The sequence below is a fragment of the Paenibacillus sp. FSL M8-0334 genome (genome assembly GCF_038000405.1).
GTDB lineage: Bacteria > Bacillota > Bacilli > Paenibacillales > Paenibacillaceae > Paenibacillus_AQ > Paenibacillus_AQ campinasensis.
Genome location: NZ_JBBOCH010000001.1, coordinates 3,012,089 through 3,028,549 on the forward strand (window position 1 = coordinate 3,012,089; position 16,461 = coordinate 3,028,549).

Genomic DNA, 16,461 nt, shown 5'->3' on the forward strand with positions numbered 1-16,461 from the left:
CACAGTTACAGTTTGAATGCCAAAGGTCCAAAGTCGAAGGTCACAGTGTCAGTGGAACCTAAACTCACGATAAGGAGATGGTGATCAATGAGCCGGAATATCGCAATGATCGGGAGAGAACAGGGAGCAGATGTATATCCGTCGAGAGTATACGCCGAGGCGCGCATACTGGAGAGGAAAGATCCTGTCGTCTATTCGCAGTGGACGGCGGAGTCGCCGCTGAGCAAGGCTCAATCCGAGTTCTATGACCGGAACGGCTATCTGTTTCTTGATAATTTCTTTGACTTCGATGAGTTGTCCCGATACCAGACCGAAGCGCGGAAATTGCAAAGAGAGGCTGCGTCCAGCGAGGGGGATGAAATTATCCGGGAGCCGGGAGGTAACGAGGTTCGCTCGGTATTCGCCGTTCATCGCAGCCACCCGGAGTTCCAGGAACTGTCCCGTCACCCGAGGCTGCTGGCGATCGTTGAATATTTGCTCGGGAGCGAAACCTACATTCATCAGTCACGCATCAATTACAAGCCGGGCTTTTCCGGCAAAGAGTTCTACTGGCATTCGGATTTCGAGACCTGGCATGTGGAGGACGGGATGCCGAGAATGCGGGCGCTGAGCTGCTCTATCGCGCTGGAAGACAACTATGCTTTCAACGGTCCGCTGATGCTTGTCCCAGGTTCCCATAAGGAGTTTGTCTCCTGCATCGGCCAGACGCCGGAAAACCACTTCAAGGACTCGCTGCGCAAGCAGGAGTACGGGGTCCCTGACCCGGACAGCCTGACGCGGCTGGTGGAGAAGGGCGGGATCGACACGCCTGTAGGAAAGGCCGGCTCGGTGGTCCTTTTCGATTGCAACATTATGCACGGCTCGAACAGCAATATTACGCCAATGCCGCGCAGCAATATTTTTATGGTGTACAACAGCATCGAGAACCGGGTAGGCAGCCCCTATTCGGGACAAGAGCCGAGGCCTGAATATATTGCGACGCGCAAGCAGCTCCCATGATCAGCTGGTCGCTCGTCGGTTCGATTATCGGAATCAACGTTGTCTATGTTTCGATTTTCACCCTGAGGCTGATTCTGATGATCAAGGGCAGAAGAGGAGTTGCCTCCCTGCTGGCCATGTTGGAGGTGTTTGTCTATTTGCTGGGGCTGAATCTTGTGCTTCAGAATCTTGACAATCCGTTTAATATGGCGGCTTACTGTCTCGGATTCGGGCTGGGCGTCTATATAGGGAGCCGGATTGAGGAGTATCTGGCACTGGGCTATATCGTCGTGCAGGTCATCGTCAATTCACTGGAGATGGATCTGGCCGTGAAGCTGAGGGAGAAAGGGTATGGTGTCACCTCCTGGCCTGCCGACGGGAAGGATGGCAAGCGGCTGGTGCTTCAGGTGCTTGTGAAGCGCAAGAATGAAGGACGCCTGCTGGATACGCTAGGCAAGCTGTCCCCGCATGCCTTCATCATCTCCCATGAGCCGAAATATTTCAAAGGCGGCTTCTGGGTGAGGTTGACCGAGAGGCAGCGGCCGTAACCGGAGCGAGCACAGGATAAGAATCTATCAAGCCTGCCTGCGAATGGGCTACATTCGCGATGGCAGGCTTGTTGCTGCGTGTGGGCGCCGCTTTGATCCGCTGGCTGAAGCGAAGAGTCGCCGCAGGTAGGGTTGGGCATGGTAGCAGCACTGCAGCAATTCTGAATTTCGGAGTTGCAGGATTGAGGATTTGCGGAATTTCTATTGTAGTATTGCGGAATTTCGTATTACGGAATACTCGGAAGCAGTATTTCAGTATTCGGTATTTCGAAAATCAGGATCGAGGTATTGAGTATTGCGGTATTCAGCATGCGTACCCGCCCGGATCGCTTTTTCGTTTTCGGTTAAGGATATGATATAGTACGCTAGAGAGGATATGCCGGATGGAGGTACAAGCGTGGCAAAGCAAAAGTATTACGTCGTATGGGTCGGGAAAGTACCCGGCATCTATACAAGCTGGGATGAATGCCAGCAGCAGGTGAATCAGTATACAGGCGCCAAATTCAAGGCTTTCGAGTCGAAGGCTGAGGCGGAGAAGGCTTATGCCGCAGGCTATAAAGCATACTGGGGCTCGCAATCGGGCAGCAGCGGCCGGTCGTCTGGGAGCAAGGCGGCTAGCCAGGCTGCCGGAGGCGCAGGAGCACGGGCGAGCCAGGGCAGCGCCTGGGAAGCCGGAGACGATGCCATCGATTATGACAGCATCTCGGTGGATGTCGGTACACGCGGCAATCCCGGACCGGTGGAATACAAGGGCGTTGACACCCAGACCGGCGACATTCTGTTCTCGGTCGGGCCGATTCAGAAGGGGACCAACAACCTCGGGGAGTTCCTTGCGATCGTTCACGCCCTGGCCTATTTGAAAAAAATCGGGAGCCGCAAAACGGTGTACAGCGATTCGATGAATGCCATCAAATGGGTGAAGCAGAAGAAGGTAGCTACCACTCTGCCGCGCGACGCCTCGACCGAAGAAATATGGAGGCTGGTGGATCGGGCCGAGGAATGGCTGCGCACCAACAGCTACCCGAACAAGGTGCTGAAATGGCAGACGAAGAGCTGGGGTGAGATCAAAGCCGACTATGGCCGCAAGTAAGGCTAATGACTTTGGGGCCAGTGAGGCCATAGCAGCAGCGAAGCCATTTCGGGCCCTTGAACATCGAACCATGAAGATAACCGGGTCCAGATAATTTATCTAAAAGCGGGTTGAGCCATCATGGATTATGATAAACAACGCTTGTGCATCGAAGCGGCCAGGCTGTACTATCTGTCGGATTTCAGCCAGCAGGACATCGCCGACAGACTGGGGGTGTCCAGGCCGACCGTTTCCAGGCTGCTTCAGCATGCCAAAGAACAGGGTTATGTTCGCATACAGATCGTAGACCCCCAGGATGACCTGGACGCCTTGGGCGAGCGCGTTCGCAAGAAGTACGCGCTGGATCAGGTGCTGATCAGCTACTCCCCCGTGAACGAGTACCGGGAAATTCAGAAGCATATCGGCAAGAAGGCCGCCGATTATATTCATGATATTGTGAAGGACAACGACATTATCGGGGTGACGTGGGGGACGACCATGCATGCGGTAGCTACGCAGCTTCAGCACAAAGCCGTCCGCGGCGTCGAGGTCGTTCAGTTGAAAGGCGGGGTCAGCCATTCGCATGTGAATACATACGCGGCCGACATCGTGAACCGGTTCGCCGAAGCGTTTCACACCGCAGCCCGCTATTTGCCGCTGCCGGTCATATTCGACCGGGTGGAATTGAAGCGGATGGTGGATGAAGATCGCCATATTCAGCGGATTCTTGAACTGGGCAGGCAAGCGAACATCGCCGTATTTACGGTGGGCACCGTCAAGGAAGATGCACTGCTGTTCCGGCTCGGGTACTTAACGAAGGAGGAGCAGCACCTGCTCCAGGAAATAGGGGCCGGGGATATCTGCTCCCGTTTCTTTGATGCACAGGGCCGGATTTGCAGCGAAGATATTAACAACCGCACCGTCGGCATGGAGCTGGAAGAGCTCAGGCAGAAGGAGACGTCAATGCTGGTGGCGGGCGGACAGCGCAAGCTTATTGCCATCAAGGCCGCGCTTGTCGGCGGATATGCCAACACCCTCGTGACCGATCAGTATACAGCCGAGGCGCTGCTGCAGGAAGATGCCTAGCCTAGGCAAGCAAGCCGGCGAGCCGCAGGCTGTGCCAGCCAGGGAATGAACAAGCCTGTTATCGACCTTCGATAACGGGCTTTCCGCAGTCTTGTCGCGGAATATTATTCCTGAATGACAGGCCGCAAGACAGCAAACAATGATAGAAGATTTTGTTACCATAAACCGGAATGAACATAATTTCTAATCATTTTTACATATGTTCAGGCGTGTGATATGATGAATTCCGGCTACAGGGATTTCACGTTATGATGAGGTATACCCAATAAAATTCAAGGAGTGCTTGAACAGATGAATATAGCAGGAATGATCGACCACACTTTATTGAAGCCGGACGCCGTCGAGGCCGATATTACCAAGCTGGCGGAGGAGGCGAAGACGTATCACTTTGCTTCCGTCTGTGTGAATCCGGCATGGGTCAAGCGATGTGCCGAGCTGCTGGCAGGAACCGATGTGAAGGTGTGCACGGTCATCGGCTTCCCTCTTGGCGCCACAACCTCTTCCGTGAAGGCATTTGAAACCAAGGATGCGATTGGCAATGGCGCAACGGAAGTGGATATGGTCATTAACATCGGTGCGCTTAAGGATGGCAATGATGAGCTGGTGCTGAAGGACATTCAAGCGGTGGTGGACGCAGCTGAAGGGAAGGCGCTGGTGAAAGTCATCATTGAGACCTGCCTGCTGACCGACGAGGAGAAGGTGCGGGCTTGTAAGCTGGCAGTCCAGGCAGGCGCTGACTTTGTTAAAACGTCCACCGGATTTTCCACTGGCGGAGCGACTCCGGAGGATGTTGCGTTGATGCGGACCACGGTTGGTGACAACGTGGGCGTGAAGGCATCCGGCGGCGTTCGCAGCCTGGAGGATCTGGAGCGCATGGTTCAGGCTGGAGCGAACCGGATCGGAGCCAGCTCGGGCGTAAAAATTATGCAGGGCGGTCAATCTACAGCTTCATACTAAGCAGACGCGTGACGGTAAACAGATAGAAACAGCATAGTCTTCCCACAGTCATCTTGGCATTTTAACTTACATCTAATGGGGGGAACCAACTACAATGAAGATGATCATTGCGATCCTGGGTCTGCTGGTTGTACTGGGGCTTGCGCTTATCATCAGCAATGACAGAAAGCATGTACGCTATCGGCCGCTGGCGGTCATGGTACTGCTGCAGCTTGTCCTGGGTTATATCCTGCTCAATACGGGATTTGGAGAATATTTGGTGCGGGGCGTGGCCGGCGTCTTTGATGCGCTGCTCGGGTATGCCGGAGCCGGCATTGAATTTGTGTTTGGCGGGATGGCGAATGAAGGCGCAGGGCCGTTCTTCCTGAACGTGCTGCTGCCAATCGTGTTTATTTCCGCCCTGATTGGCATACTTCAGTATATCAAGGTGCTGCCGATTCTCGTTCACTATATCGGGCTCGTGCTGAGCAAGGTGAACGGCATGGGAAAGCTGGAGTCCTACAATGCGGTGGCTTCCGCGATTTTGGGCCAGTCCGAAGTGTTTATCTCTATTAAAAGGCAGATCAAGCTCATTCCGAAGCATCGGATGTACACGCTGTGCGCATCGGCCATGTCCACCGTCTCGATGTCGATCGTCGGCGCGTATATGACCATGATCGAGCCGCGTTATGTGGTGGCCGCGATTGTGCTCAATCTGTTCGGCGGATTCATGATCGCATCGATTGTCAATCCATACACGGTCAAGCCGGAAGAAGATATTCTGGAAGTGCAGGAAGAGGAGAAACAGTCGTTTTTTGAGATGCTTGGCGAGTACATTATGGACGGCTTCAAGGTCGCGATAACGGTCGCGGCGATGCTGCTGGGCTTTGTCGCTCTGATCGCAATGATTAACGGGATATTCAATACCATCATCGGCATCAGCTTCCAGGAACTGCTCGGCTACTTGTTTGCACCGTTCGCTTTTGTGATGGGGATTCCCTGGGCGGAGGCTGTGGATGCGGGGAGCATCATGGCAACGAAGATCGTATCCAACGAATTTGTCGCCATGCTGGAGCTTACCAACTTCCCGGCGCTGTCCGAGCGGACGGTGGGCATCGTGTCGGTCTTCCTTGTGTCCTTCGCCAACTTTTCATCCATCGGCATTATTGCCGGGGCGGTGAAAGGGCTGGATGAGAAGCAGGGGAATACGGTGGCGCGATTTGGGCTCAAGCTGCTGTACGGGGCTACGCTGGTCAGTGTCCTGTCGGCGACGATTGCCGGCCTGTTTTTGTAAAATAGCATCAAAGCACGTATCAATGTATCATGAAGGGGAGTACGAATATGGAACGGTTTAAACGAATCCATCTGATAGTGCTGGACTCCGTAGGAATCGGAGAGGCGCCGGATGCGGACAAATTTGACGACGTTGGCTCGGATACGCTGGGCCATATCGCTCGGGAACGCGGCGGGCTTCACATGCCGAACATGGCCAAGCTCGGCCTCTCCAACATCCGGGAGATTCAGGGCGTGCCGGCTGCCGAGAAGCCGCAGGCGTATTATACGAAGATGCAGGAGGCCTCCAATGGCAAAGATACGATGACCGGCCATTGGGAGATTATGGGCCTGTACATTGATACGCCGTTCCGGGTATTTCCGGATGGCTTTCCGCAGGAGCTGATTGAGCGGATCGAGCAGAAGACCGGGCGCAAGGTGATCGGGAACAAGCCTGCGAGCGGCACGGAAATTATCGAGGAGCTTGGCGAAGAACATGTGAACACCGGGGCGCTTATCGTCTATACTTCCGCAGATTCGGTGCTCCAGATTGCCGCTCATGAGGACGTTGTTCCGCTGAAGGAGCTGTACGAAATTTGCGAGTTCTGCCGCGAGATTACACTGGATGACCCGTATATGCTGGGCCGCATTATCGCCCGCCCGTTTGTCGGGGAGCCGGGCAGCTTCAAACGCACGGCCAACCGCCATGATTATGCGCTCAAGCCGTTTGGCAGAACGACGATGAACGAGCTGAAGGACGCGGGTCTGGATGTGATCGCGCTTGGGAAAATTTCCGATATCTATGACGGCGAGGGCATTACGAAAGCGGTCAGAACGGTGTCCAACATGGACGGCATGGACCAAATTGTGAAGACGCTGGATGAACCTTTTACCGGTCTCAGCTTCTTGAATCTGGTGGATTTTGATGCGGTGTACGGGCATCGCCGCGATCCGCAAGGCTACGGCCAGGCATTGGAGGAGTTCGATCAGCGCCTGCCGGAGGTGCTGGATAAACTGAGCGATGATGATCTGCTCATCATTACAGCGGACCACGGGAATGACCCGACCTACAAGGGAACCGATCATACGCGCGAATATGTGCCGCTGCTCGTCTATTCGCCGCGGTTTGACGAAGGCAAGGAGCTCCCGCTGCGCAGAACGTTTGCCGACATCGGGGCTACGGTGGCCGACAATTTTGGCGTGAAGCTGCCGGAGCACGGCACCAGCTTTTTGCAGGACTTGAAATAATCATTAGTGGAGGAATGGGACATGAGTACACATATTGGGGCTAAGCCAGGCGATATCGCGGAGACGATTCTGCTTCCAGGAGATCCGCTGCGGGCGAAATTCATTGCGGAGACGTATCTTGAAGACGTGAGCTGTTATAACGAGGTGCGGGGAATGCTCGGATATACAGGCACTTACAAGGGCAAGCGCGTATCCGTTCAGGGCACAGGCATGGGCGTGCCTTCGATTGCCATCTATGTCAATGAGCTGATTCGGGAATATGGCGTGAAAAATCTGTTCCGCGTCGGCACCTGCGGCGCGATGCAGGAGCATGTCCGCGTTCGGGACGTCATTCTGGCCCAGGCGGCTTGCTCGGATTCCGGCATGAACCGCCATCACTTCGGCGGTTATGATTTCTCGCCGATTGCCAGCTTCCCGCTGCTGCTGGGCGCGTATGAGCGCGGCAAGGAGAAGGGGCTGAACATGCATGTGGGCAACGTGTTCACCTCCGATGTATTCTATCGTGAAGACAAATCGGTGGTCGAGAAGCTGATGCAGCACGGGGTGCTTGGGGTAGAGATGGAGACGACGGCGCTGTATACAATCGCAGCCCGTTACGGTGTCCATGCGATGACGATACTGACAGTGAGCGATCACTTGCTGACAGGGGAAGAGACGAGCGCGGAAGAGCGGCAGACTACGTTTAACGACATGATGGAAGTAGCGCTGGACACGGCGATATCGCTATAAATCTGAAGACTCAATGCTAGCATGAACATCCATCCGCACACAGTGAGGAGAATAGACGATGAGAATGGTTGATTTGATTGCTAAGAAACGTGATGGCAAGGAGCTGTCCACCGACGAAATCCGCTTCTTTATCGAAGGATATACCGCAGGCGACATTCCGGATTATCAGGTCAGTGCACTGGCGATGGCTATCTATTTCCAGGACATGACAGATCGGGAACGGGCGGATCTGACGATGGCGATGGTGAACTCGGGAGATACGATCGACCTGTCCGCCATTGAAGGGATCAAGGTGGATAAGCACTCCACTGGCGGCGTGGGCGATACGACCACGCTTGTGCTTGCCCCGCTCGTAGCAGCGCTCGATATTCCGGTGGCCAAAATGTCCGGCCGCGGTCTTGGTCATACCGGAGGCACGATTGACAAGCTCGAGTCGATAGCAGGCTTTCATGTCGAAATCGACAAGGATGAATTCGTCCATCTGGTCAACACACATAAAATCGCCGTGATCGGTCAGTCAGGAAACCTCACGCCAGCGGACAAGAAGCTCTATGCGCTGCGGGATGTTACCGCCACGGTCAACTCCATTCCTCTGATTGCAAGCTCCATTATGAGCAAGAAGATTGCGGCAGGCTCCGATGCCATCGTTCTTGATGTGAAGACCGGGGCAGGCGCGTTCATGAAAACGGTGGATGACGCCAAGGAGCTCGCGCATGCGATGGTGCGCATCGGCAACAATGTCGGGCGCAAGACGATGGCCGTCATCTCCGATATGAGTCAGCCGCTCGGCGCAGCGATCGGCAATGCGCTGGAAGTCCGCGAGGCGATCGATACGCTTCGCGGCCAGGGGCCGAAGGATCTCGAGGAGCTGTGCCTCGCGCTGGGAAGCCAGATGGTATATCTGGCGGGCAAGGCAGGCTCCCTGGAGGAAGCGGAAGAGAAGCTGCGCGAAGTGATGCGCAATGGACAGGCGCTGGAGAAATTTAAGGCGTTCGTTGCGAATCAGGGAGGAGATGCTTCGGTTGTCGATCATCCGGAGCGTTTGCCGGAGGCACGCTTCAAGATCGAGCTGCCTGCGCGGGAAGATGGCGTGGTGGCCGAGCTGGTCGCCGATGAGATTGGAACCGCGGCGATGCTGCTCGGTGCGGGCCGGGCGACGAAGGAGTCCGAGATCGATCTGGCCGTGGGGCTTGTGCTGAACAAGAAAATCGGCGACCCGGTCCGTGAAGGTGAATCCCTGATTACGATTCATGCGAACCGGGAGGATATCGACGATGTGAAGGAGAAGCTGTACGCCAGCATCCGAATTTCCGATCAGGCCGAGCCGCCGGTGCTCGTACACGGAATTGTAACCGAATAACCGGCCTGCCTGGCTGGTGTAAGTCAAGTGATCTAGTCATAATCGGAAAGGCCCCCGCATAGTCTGGTAATGGGGAAAGTAAGGCCGATCAGAACAGACGGGAGAGGATGGACGTCCGGAGAAGAGCCAACCTTACAGGCAAGGGAGGCTATCCGATATGACCATCGATCAGCTGATCGCTTTGCTGGCACTTATCGTCATGATTATCGGACTTGCGGTGAACAGGAAGCAGTCCTGAGGAGCAGGCCGAGAGGCTGCCGCACGGTACATTATCGTACCGTGCGGCAGTCTTTTTTATAGTGGATTGGCATTGATAGGTTGATAGAGTCGCCTGAAAGTCATATACTGAGGTTGCAATGTTCTCCATACTTCATCATTCCACAGGAGGAAATTATGCTTTATCTCGCAGCATTTGTCGTATCGTTAGCGCTCGTGCTTGTGCTCATTCCGCCTTTTCGGAGGCTTGCAATCAAGCTTGATTTTGTAGACAAGCCACGGCCTGACAGTGAAAGAAAGATTCATCGGGAACCTATCCCGCTTACGGCGGGCGTCGCGATTTTCATCGGATTTTTTATAACCTATTTTCTATTCTCAGGTGCATTGACGAGAGAAGCGGTTGGCATATTCATCGGGAGCGTGCTGATTCTGGGCATCGGCTTGGTAGATGACTGGTACAAGTCCCAAGGCAAGGAGCTTGCGTCTCTGCCGAAGCTGATTGTGCAGGTCAGTGCGGCTGTCGTTGTATACAGCTATGGCATCCAATTTGAAGGCTTCAACAACCCGCTGACGGGGCAATACATCAATCTGCCGGAATGGCTGCAGCTTATTCTGACCATCCTGTGGATATTCGGCGTCACCACCGTGATCAATTTCTCGGATGGCATCGACGGTCTGGCAGGCGGACTCTCCGCTATTTCCGGCGGCACGCTGTTTGTCGTCGCGTTAACGATGGGCCGAGGGGAATCGGCGCTGCTGGCTGTGATCCTCGTCGGTGCAGCGCTTGCTTATTTGCAGTACAACAAACCGCCAGCCCGGGTCTTTATGGGGGATGCAGGTGCGACGTTCCTCGGCTTCATTCTCGGCATCATCGCCCTGGACGGGGCCTTCAAGGGAGCGACCCTGGCATCGCTGTTCGTACCGATCTTCGCGCTGGGTGTTCCGATCTTCGATAACATTATCGTCGTTATCCGGAGAATTCTGCAATCCAAGCCGATTTACCAGGCAGATGCCTCCCAGGCGCATTACCGTCTGCTGGCGACAGGGCTGAACCAGAAGCAGACGCTGATCTTCCTGTGCTTGCTGAACCTGTGCTTCGGCTTGACCGCGATCATTCTTGCCCTTAATGCAAGCGGCGCGTAGGCGCCGACTTGCAGTCTCGAATCATAGATGTGAACAGCATGAAATCTCGTCTTCTGGCATCCGGTTGGCGGGATTTTTCTGTCTAGTGCTAATTTCGAAAGGAGGCTCTCGCAAGTGACGGATATGACAGGGAAAATCGTAATGGTAACAGGCGCGAGTGCCGGTATGGGGCTCGCCACCGCAACGGAACTGGCCCGCAGAGGAGCCCGGGTCATCTTGGTCTGCCGGAGCCAGACGCGGGGAGAAGCGGCGCTAAAGATTGCCAGGGAGGAGAGCGGAATCCCGGAGCCGGAGCTGGAGCTGATGACCTGTGATCTCGGCTCGCTGGAGAGTATTCAGCGTTTTGTATCCGATTGCAAAGCAAAGCTAGACCGGCTGGATGTGCTGATTAACAATGCCGGGATTATTACACTCAAACGCGAGACAACGGCGGATGGCTTCGAGGCGATGCTCGGCGTGAATCATCTGGGCCACTTCATGCTGACCAATGAGCTGCTGGAACTGCTTCAGGCCGGACAGCGTGCCCGGATCGTGAACGTATCCTCAGGCGCGCATAAAATAGGCTCGATCCATTGGGATGATCCCCACCTGAGCCGCGGCTTCCATGTCATGAAGGGGTATGCACAATCGAAGCTGGCCAACATTCTGTTCACCAAGGAGCTGGCCCACAGGCTGAAGCATACAGGCATGACGGTCAATGCCCTGCATCCGGGGGCCGTGAGCACCAGCCTTGGGGTCAATCGGGACACCGGATTCGGAAGAGGTGTGTACAAGCTGCTGACACCGTTCTTTCTGACACCGCTCGAGGGGGCAGGAACAGCCATTTATTTGGCTTCCAGTCCGGAAGTGGAAGGGATTACCGGCGAATATTATGTCAAATGCAAACCGGCAAGAACCGCTCGGAAAGCGCAGGATCCCGAGCTTGCGGCTCGGCTTTGGTCATGGAGCGAAGAGCAGGTCGGACGTACGTATGGATTGCAGCCATGATCCACCATCGGCCGCTTCTCCGCGCTGGCGTGTCAGCATCTGATGATCAAGAAGGCTGAAGGCGGCCTCTGGTTGTTTTTAACAGAGAATGGAACCTTTTAGAAGTCCGCGGCGTCTGGAGATGTAGAGGTGATGATGATGGAGAGATCGTTTCAGGTACGCGGCGCGCGAGGTTGGGGGCGCAAGCTGCTGATACCGTTGTTGGCCGTAGTATGGATGCTTGTGGGGCTGTACTCGGAGAAACCGGATGAGGCGCTGGCCTGCAGCTGTATAGGACCGCTGCCCTTGTCCGAAGCAATGACGCATAAAACTGCTGTATTTGCGGGCAAAGTAACAGATATCGTTCCTCCGGAGTCCAAGCCGGTGATGTCTTCTGCCGAACCGGTTCTGGTGACTCTGGAGGTGTCGAGAGTCTGGAAAGGGCAGGTGCCGCCTGAAGTTCAGCTTACGACCGCGATGTCTTCGGCAAGCTGTGGATATGACGGGTTCCATGTGGGCGGTGAATTTCTGGTGCTGGCTCATGGCGAAGAGCAGCCGCTGCAGACAGGCTTGTGCGATGGCACTCAGCCTCTGGCAGCAGCTGAACCGGAGCTGAGCGAACTGGGTGCCGGATATGAGCCGCTGGCTAAGCCGTCCGTGGCGGAGCAGCCACAGGGACCGACGAGCGAAGGTGCAGAAGGCATGAATGAAGGCAAGAGTGTGTCCTCATACTGGATTCCCGCAGGCATAACCCTTGTTGTTTTGGCAGGTCTGCTGTTGTTTATATTAAATAAGAAAAGAAGTGCTTGACATCATACGGGCTAAATCAGTGAAGGGGAAGTGGGAGACTGGAGAAGCCAAGCGTTTGCCTTTCCTCCGAGTTCAACCGCTGCAGCGGTGAATGAAGTGAAGCGGGGCAGGATCGATCGCAAGACCCTTTATTCCCCGCAGCGGGACACCTGCTGGAGTTTTAGGAAATGATTTCTGAAATAAGCCTAAAGGAACGTTTAAAGTTCTAATTTCCTATTGGCGAGTGAGTAAAGTCATGCTATAATGCCGATAGTCAAGTAAAGGGGAGTAGCTCCACAACAAAGTCGTCAATTCGTGACACGCCCGTGTCTCCGGCTTTGTTGGCAACGTTACGTTGTTAGCGAGACCTTTGCCTAATCGGTAAAGGTATCTATTCCTGTAATATTGTGAATGTTACCTTTATCACCGGTTGTTCTGGGGTAAAGGTTTTTTGTTATTCCCGGCCCTGGACAATCATACTTAACCGATGGAAGGGAGATCATTGTTTTGGACACAGCACTATTACTCGAGTATGGTTGGGTCTTGATTGTATTGATTGGCCTGGAGGGCATCCTTGCCGCCGACAATGCGCTGGTCATGTCAATCATGGTAAAGCATTTGCCGGAGGATAAGCGGAAGAAAGCGTTGTTCTACGGATTGGCCGGTGCATTCGTATTCCGGTTCGGCTCACTGTTTATCATTTCATACCTGGCCGATGTCTGGTACGTGCAGGCGCTTGGTGCGGCTTACTTGCTCTACATTAGCATAAACCATATCGTGAAGCAGTACTTTGTGAAGAAGAAGGTTCACATGGAGAAGGCGGCCAAAAAAGAAGAGAACTTCTGGATTACCGTGCTCAAGGTGGAGCTCGCAGACATCGCGTTTGCGGTGGATGCGATTCTGGCAGCCGTTGCGCTTGCGCTGACATTGCCGGCTACCGGATTGCCGAAGATCGGCGGCATGGACGGAGGACAATTCCTCGTTATTCTGACGGGCGGAATTATCGGTCTTGTCATTATGCGGTTTGCGGCCTCCTATTTTGTCAAGCTGCTGGCGAGAAGACCAGGGCTTGAAACGGCAGCATTTCTCATTGTCGGCTGGGTCGGCATTAAGCTGGCCATCTATACGCTGGCTCACCCTGAGATTGGTGTTATCGCGGAGGGCTTCCCGAAGAGCACCGGCTGGAAAGTGATCTTCTGGGGCGTACTGATCCTGATCGCTGTGCTGGGCTGGTTCCTGTCCAAGGATAAGGGCGAGCTGACGGATAAGGAGAAGAAACAGCTGGAAGTGGGATAAGGGAGCACCTGCAATAAGGAATACAAGGCGCGCGGGAACTGAAGTTCCGGGCGACCATCCCCTGAGCAGCATGGCTGAATGAAATTCGGCTGTGCTGCTTTGCATTTGGTCGGCCATCCGCATTGGCCTGGGCTTATTGAGGTTGCAGATGGAGAAGAGTAGAATAGGAGCATGTGTAAGCCGGAGCGCGTTAGCGATCTCGGGCTAGCTAGCAGCAGGATATCGAACAAGAGGAGTGCCAGAGATGATCATACTGAAGACGAAAGAACAAATCGACAAAATGAGCAAGGCCGGAGAGCTCCTTGCCGAGTGTCACCGCCATATCGCTGAAATGATCAAGCCGGGTGTTACGACCCGGGAAATCGACCAGTTCGTAGAACGGTTTCTGAGCAAACACGGTGCCTATCCGGAACAGAAGGGATACCGAGGATATCCGTATGCGACATGCGCTTCTGTCAACGATGTCATCTGTCACGGATTTCCGGGTAGCGAGCCGCTGAAGGATGGGGATATTGTCACGATCGATATGGTCGTTAATCTGGACGGATGGCTCGCCGACTCGGCCTGGTCTTACCCGGTAGGGAACCTCTCTGAGGAGGCGCAGCATTTGCTGGATGTGACCAAAAAATCGCTGTATCTCGGCATTGAGCAGGCGGTCATTGGCAATCGGGTCGGCGATATTTCGCATGCGATTCAGTCTTATGCGGAGGCGCAGAACCTGTCGGTGGTGCGCCAATTTGTAGGCCATGCGATCGGCCAGAGCATTCATGAAGAGCCGCAGATTCCTCATTATGGCCCGCCGAATCGCGGGCCGAGGCTGAAGGAGGGCATGGTGATCACCATCGAACCGATGCTGAACCTGGGAACATTCCAGTGCAAGGTTGACGCGGACGGCTGGACGGCTCGAACCGCAGATGGCAAATGGTCTGCCCAGTACGAGCATACGATTGCCATTACGAAGGACGGCCCTCGGATCTTGACTGAACAATAAGCCGAGAAACCGCGGGGCTGCTCATTATTTGGGTATGGATTCTGTCACACAACTTTTTTATAATAGAAGAATCATTTTACATGCGAAGGGAATAGGGTCATGACAATCAAAAAAGCACTAACGGTAGCCGGTTCGGATACGAGCGGAGGCGCTGGTATTCAAGCCGATTTGAAAACATTTCAGGAATTTGACGTTTACGGGATGACTGCTCTCACGACGATCGTTTGCATGGAGCCGTCTACCTGGGATCATCAGGTGTTTCCGGTTGCGACAGATATTGTGGAAACTCAGCTGAAGACCGTGCTCGAAGGGATCGGCATCGATGCCATGAAGACAGGAATGCTCGGTTCAGTTGATATCATTGAGCTGGTGGCACGGTATATCGACCGCTACAAGCTGCAGCGTGTCGTTATTGATCCGGTGATGGTATGCAAAGGCACGGATGAGGTGCTGCAGCCGGAGAATACCGAGGCGATGCTGCAATTCCTGTTGCCTCGCGCAGACCTGGTAACACCGAACCTGTTCGAAGCTTCCCAGCTTGCCAAGACAGGCCCGATTACCAGCCTGGAGCAAATGCAGGAAGCGGCCAAGATCATTCATGAGCGCGGCGCGAAGAACGTTCTCATTAAAGACCGAGGCAAGCTGCAGGAAGGCAAAGCGATGGATCTGCTCTATGACGGAACCACGTTTGAATGGTTTGAGGCTGACGCCATTGTGACCCAGTATACGCACGGTGCGGGCTGCACATCGTCTGCGTCGATTACGGCAGGACTCGCCAAGGGGCTGACGGTTCGCGAGGCGATCCAGCAGGCGAAGGCGTTCATTACGCAGGCTATTGCCGGCGGCTTCCCGCTGAATCAATTTGTAGGTCCAACTCGTCATTCTGCTCATCGCAGCAGTTAATCAGCTGGCCAGACCGGCTATTTCAGAGGTCGAAGACCCCCCGGGAGCTGAGGCTCCGGGAAGGTGCTTCGGCCTTTCGCATTTGGAGCGAGAGGTGCTGCAACCGGTCCTATGGGTGTGGCTTAGCGGATTTTAGAGGGAATCGTCCGGCTGGGGCGATTTCGGGTATAGGAATGTGCTATAATTTATAAGAGGGTCTTATAAATAGGATAGTGAGACAGAAATTAAATAGGGGTTGAGACATGTTTCAGGACATACTGGATTTTTTAATGAAGTTTGGTCCATGGGGATTGTTTATTCATGCGTTTGCAGATGCCGTTATTTTTCCGATTCCGGCCTTTTTTCTGCAAGTATCTTTAAGTATGTTGAACCCCTCAAACGCACTATGGCTGGCAACGGCCGGTTTTATCGGATGTTTGCTGGGCACGCCGCTCGGATATCTGATCGGCAAGGTGCTGGGGAAGTCCGTGTTGTATAAGCTTCTAAAGACAAAGTGGATTGATGCGGCAACCAATATGTTTAACAAGAACGGGGAAGCCGCCATTATGATTGGTTCATTCACACCCATTCCGTTTAAGGTGTTTACCATTCTCTCCGGTTGTCTGAATTTTCCTTTATGGCGTCTTATGGTGTATGCTGCTTTGGGCAGAGCCACCAAGTTTTATGTTGTCGGTATTTTATTCTATTTATATGGAAGATCTGCGGAGGGCATGGTGAAGGATGTATCCATGTATATTGCCCTTATCGCTGTTCCGATTATTTCCGCCGTTATTTATTTCAACCGCAGACGCAAGCGGAAGCGCAGTCTTGCGCTTGAGCAGCAGGAAGATGCTGTCGAGCCATCAGCTGCTCCATCAGCGGGACAACCGCCAGTGAAGCAGAAAGGCTTGGAACAAACCTCAGATCAGACCCCGTCCGTATAAATTAATAT

At 54.1% G+C, this 16,461-nt stretch carries 16 protein-coding genes; all 16 read left to right on the forward strand.

Annotated features, from left to right (window positions below; all coding sequences use genetic code 11):
* Positions 1-87 precede the first annotated feature (87 nt).
* The 16 genes from thpD to MKX64_RS13325 all read left to right on the forward strand — a co-directional run bounded on the left by thpD (position 88) and on the right by MKX64_RS13325 (position 16,453).
* Entirely contained in the window at positions 88-999 is a 912-nt protein-coding gene (gene thpD, locus MKX64_RS13250) for an ectoine hydroxylase (RefSeq protein ID WP_095267938.1), read from the forward strand.
* Positions 996-1,526: a DUF2179 domain-containing protein gene (locus MKX64_RS13255; RefSeq protein ID WP_095267939.1), complete on the forward strand. Its 531-nt coding sequence runs from the start codon at positions 996-998 to the stop codon at positions 1,524-1,526. Before thpD ends, MKX64_RS13255 begins: the two co-directional genes overlap by 4 nt.
* A gap of 397 nt (positions 1,527-1,923) precedes the next feature.
* The gene (gene rnhA, locus MKX64_RS13260) at positions 1,924-2,616 is read left to right on the forward strand and encodes a ribonuclease H (RefSeq protein ID WP_330163993.1); all 693 of its coding nucleotides are present in this window, start codon (positions 1,924-1,926) and stop codon (positions 2,614-2,616) included.
* Between the two features lie 120 nt (positions 2,617-2,736).
* Positions 2,737-3,681, forward strand: coding sequence for a sugar-binding transcriptional regulator (locus tag MKX64_RS13265; RefSeq protein WP_095267941.1), 945 nt, complete (start codon positions 2,737-2,739; stop codon positions 3,679-3,681).
* A 291-nt stretch (positions 3,682-3,972) separates the two neighbouring features.
* Positions 3,973-4,638, forward strand: a complete 666-nt coding sequence (gene deoC / locus MKX64_RS13270) for a deoxyribose-phosphate aldolase (protein WP_095267942.1) — start codon at positions 3,973-3,975, stop codon at positions 4,636-4,638.
* A gap of 94 nt (positions 4,639-4,732) precedes the next feature.
* Entirely contained in the window at positions 4,733-5,911 is a 1,179-nt protein-coding gene (locus MKX64_RS13275; RefSeq protein ID WP_341036086.1) for a NupC/NupG family nucleoside CNT transporter, read from the forward strand.
* 47 nt (positions 5,912-5,958) lie between these two features.
* Positions 5,959-7,137, forward strand: coding sequence for a phosphopentomutase (deoB, locus tag MKX64_RS13280; protein ID WP_341036088.1), 1,179 nt, complete (start codon positions 5,959-5,961; stop codon positions 7,135-7,137).
* Positions 7,138-7,158: 21 nt separating this feature from the next.
* Positions 7,159-7,866 carry a purine-nucleoside phosphorylase gene (gene deoD, locus MKX64_RS13285; protein ID WP_095398671.1) on the forward strand — a complete coding sequence of 236 codons (708 nt, stop codon included), beginning with the start codon at positions 7,159-7,161 and terminating at the stop codon, positions 7,864-7,866.
* Positions 7,867-7,924: 58 nt separating this feature from the next.
* A complete protein-coding gene (locus MKX64_RS13290) occupies positions 7,925-9,226 on the forward strand; it encodes a pyrimidine-nucleoside phosphorylase (protein WP_341036091.1) in 1,302 nt (433 codons plus the stop codon).
* A gap of 393 nt (positions 9,227-9,619) precedes the next feature.
* Positions 9,620-10,585, forward strand: a complete 966-nt coding sequence (locus MKX64_RS13295; RefSeq protein WP_095267947.1) for an MraY family glycosyltransferase — start codon at positions 9,620-9,622, stop codon at positions 10,583-10,585.
* 123 nt (positions 10,586-10,708) lie between these two features.
* A complete protein-coding gene (locus MKX64_RS13300; RefSeq protein ID WP_095398708.1) occupies positions 10,709-11,572 on the forward strand; it encodes an SDR family oxidoreductase in 864 nt (287 codons plus the stop codon).
* Positions 11,573-11,704: 132 nt separating this feature from the next.
* Positions 11,705-12,361 (forward strand): hypothetical protein, encoded by a 657-nt coding sequence (locus MKX64_RS13305; RefSeq protein ID WP_095267948.1) that lies wholly within the window; start codon positions 11,705-11,707, stop codon positions 12,359-12,361.
* A gap of 486 nt (positions 12,362-12,847) precedes the next feature.
* Positions 12,848-13,636 (forward strand): TerC family protein, encoded by a 789-nt coding sequence (locus tag MKX64_RS13310; protein ID WP_095267949.1) that lies wholly within the window; start codon positions 12,848-12,850, stop codon positions 13,634-13,636.
* Between the two features lie 244 nt (positions 13,637-13,880).
* On the forward strand, positions 13,881-14,627 hold the full coding sequence (map, locus tag MKX64_RS13315; protein ID WP_095267950.1) for a type I methionyl aminopeptidase: 747 nt from the start codon (positions 13,881-13,883) through the stop codon (positions 14,625-14,627).
* A gap of 99 nt (positions 14,628-14,726) precedes the next feature.
* Complete coding sequence (locus MKX64_RS13320) at positions 14,727-15,530, forward strand: bifunctional hydroxymethylpyrimidine kinase/phosphomethylpyrimidine kinase (RefSeq protein WP_341036092.1); 804 nt, start codon at positions 14,727-14,729, stop codon at positions 15,528-15,530.
* A 242-nt stretch (positions 15,531-15,772) separates the two neighbouring features.
* Positions 15,773-16,453, forward strand: coding sequence for a YqaA family protein (locus tag MKX64_RS13325; protein WP_095267952.1), 681 nt, complete (start codon positions 15,773-15,775; stop codon positions 16,451-16,453).
* Positions 16,454-16,461: the final 8 nt, after the last annotated feature.

Bases quoted from the DNA above. Each gene is read 5' to 3' on its own strand.
- thpD (WP_095267938.1), top strand. From the start codon at position 88: ATGAGCCGGAATATCGCAATGATCGGGAGAGAACAGGGAGCAGATGTA.
- MKX64_RS13255 (WP_095267939.1), top strand. From the start codon at position 996: ATGATCAGCTGGTCGCTCGTCGGTTCGATTATCGGAATCAACGTTGTC.
- MKX64_RS13265 (WP_095267941.1), top strand. From the start codon at position 2,737: ATGGATTATGATAAACAACGCTTGTGCATCGAAGCGGCCAGGCTGTAC.
- deoC (WP_095267942.1), top strand. From the start codon at position 3,973: ATGAATATAGCAGGAATGATCGACCACACTTTATTGAAGCCGGACGCC.
- MKX64_RS13275 (WP_341036086.1), top strand. From the start codon at position 4,733: ATGAAGATGATCATTGCGATCCTGGGTCTGCTGGTTGTACTGGGGCTT.
- deoB (WP_341036088.1), top strand. From the start codon at position 5,959: ATGGAACGGTTTAAACGAATCCATCTGATAGTGCTGGACTCCGTAGGA.
- deoD (WP_095398671.1), top strand. From the start codon at position 7,159: ATGAGTACACATATTGGGGCTAAGCCAGGCGATATCGCGGAGACGATT.
- MKX64_RS13290 (WP_341036091.1), top strand. From the start codon at position 7,925: ATGAGAATGGTTGATTTGATTGCTAAGAAACGTGATGGCAAGGAGCTG.
- MKX64_RS13295 (WP_095267947.1), top strand. From the start codon at position 9,620: ATGCTTTATCTCGCAGCATTTGTCGTATCGTTAGCGCTCGTGCTTGTG.
- MKX64_RS13300 (WP_095398708.1), top strand. From the start codon at position 10,709: ATGACAGGGAAAATCGTAATGGTAACAGGCGCGAGTGCCGGTATGGGG.
- MKX64_RS13305 (WP_095267948.1), top strand. From the start codon at position 11,705: ATGATGATGGAGAGATCGTTTCAGGTACGCGGCGCGCGAGGTTGGGGG.
- map (WP_095267950.1), top strand. From the start codon at position 13,881: ATGATCATACTGAAGACGAAAGAACAAATCGACAAAATGAGCAAGGCC.
- MKX64_RS13320 (WP_341036092.1), top strand. From the start codon at position 14,727: ATGACAATCAAAAAAGCACTAACGGTAGCCGGTTCGGATACGAGCGGA.
- MKX64_RS13325 (WP_095267952.1), top strand. From the start codon at position 15,773: ATGTTTCAGGACATACTGGATTTTTTAATGAAGTTTGGTCCATGGGGA.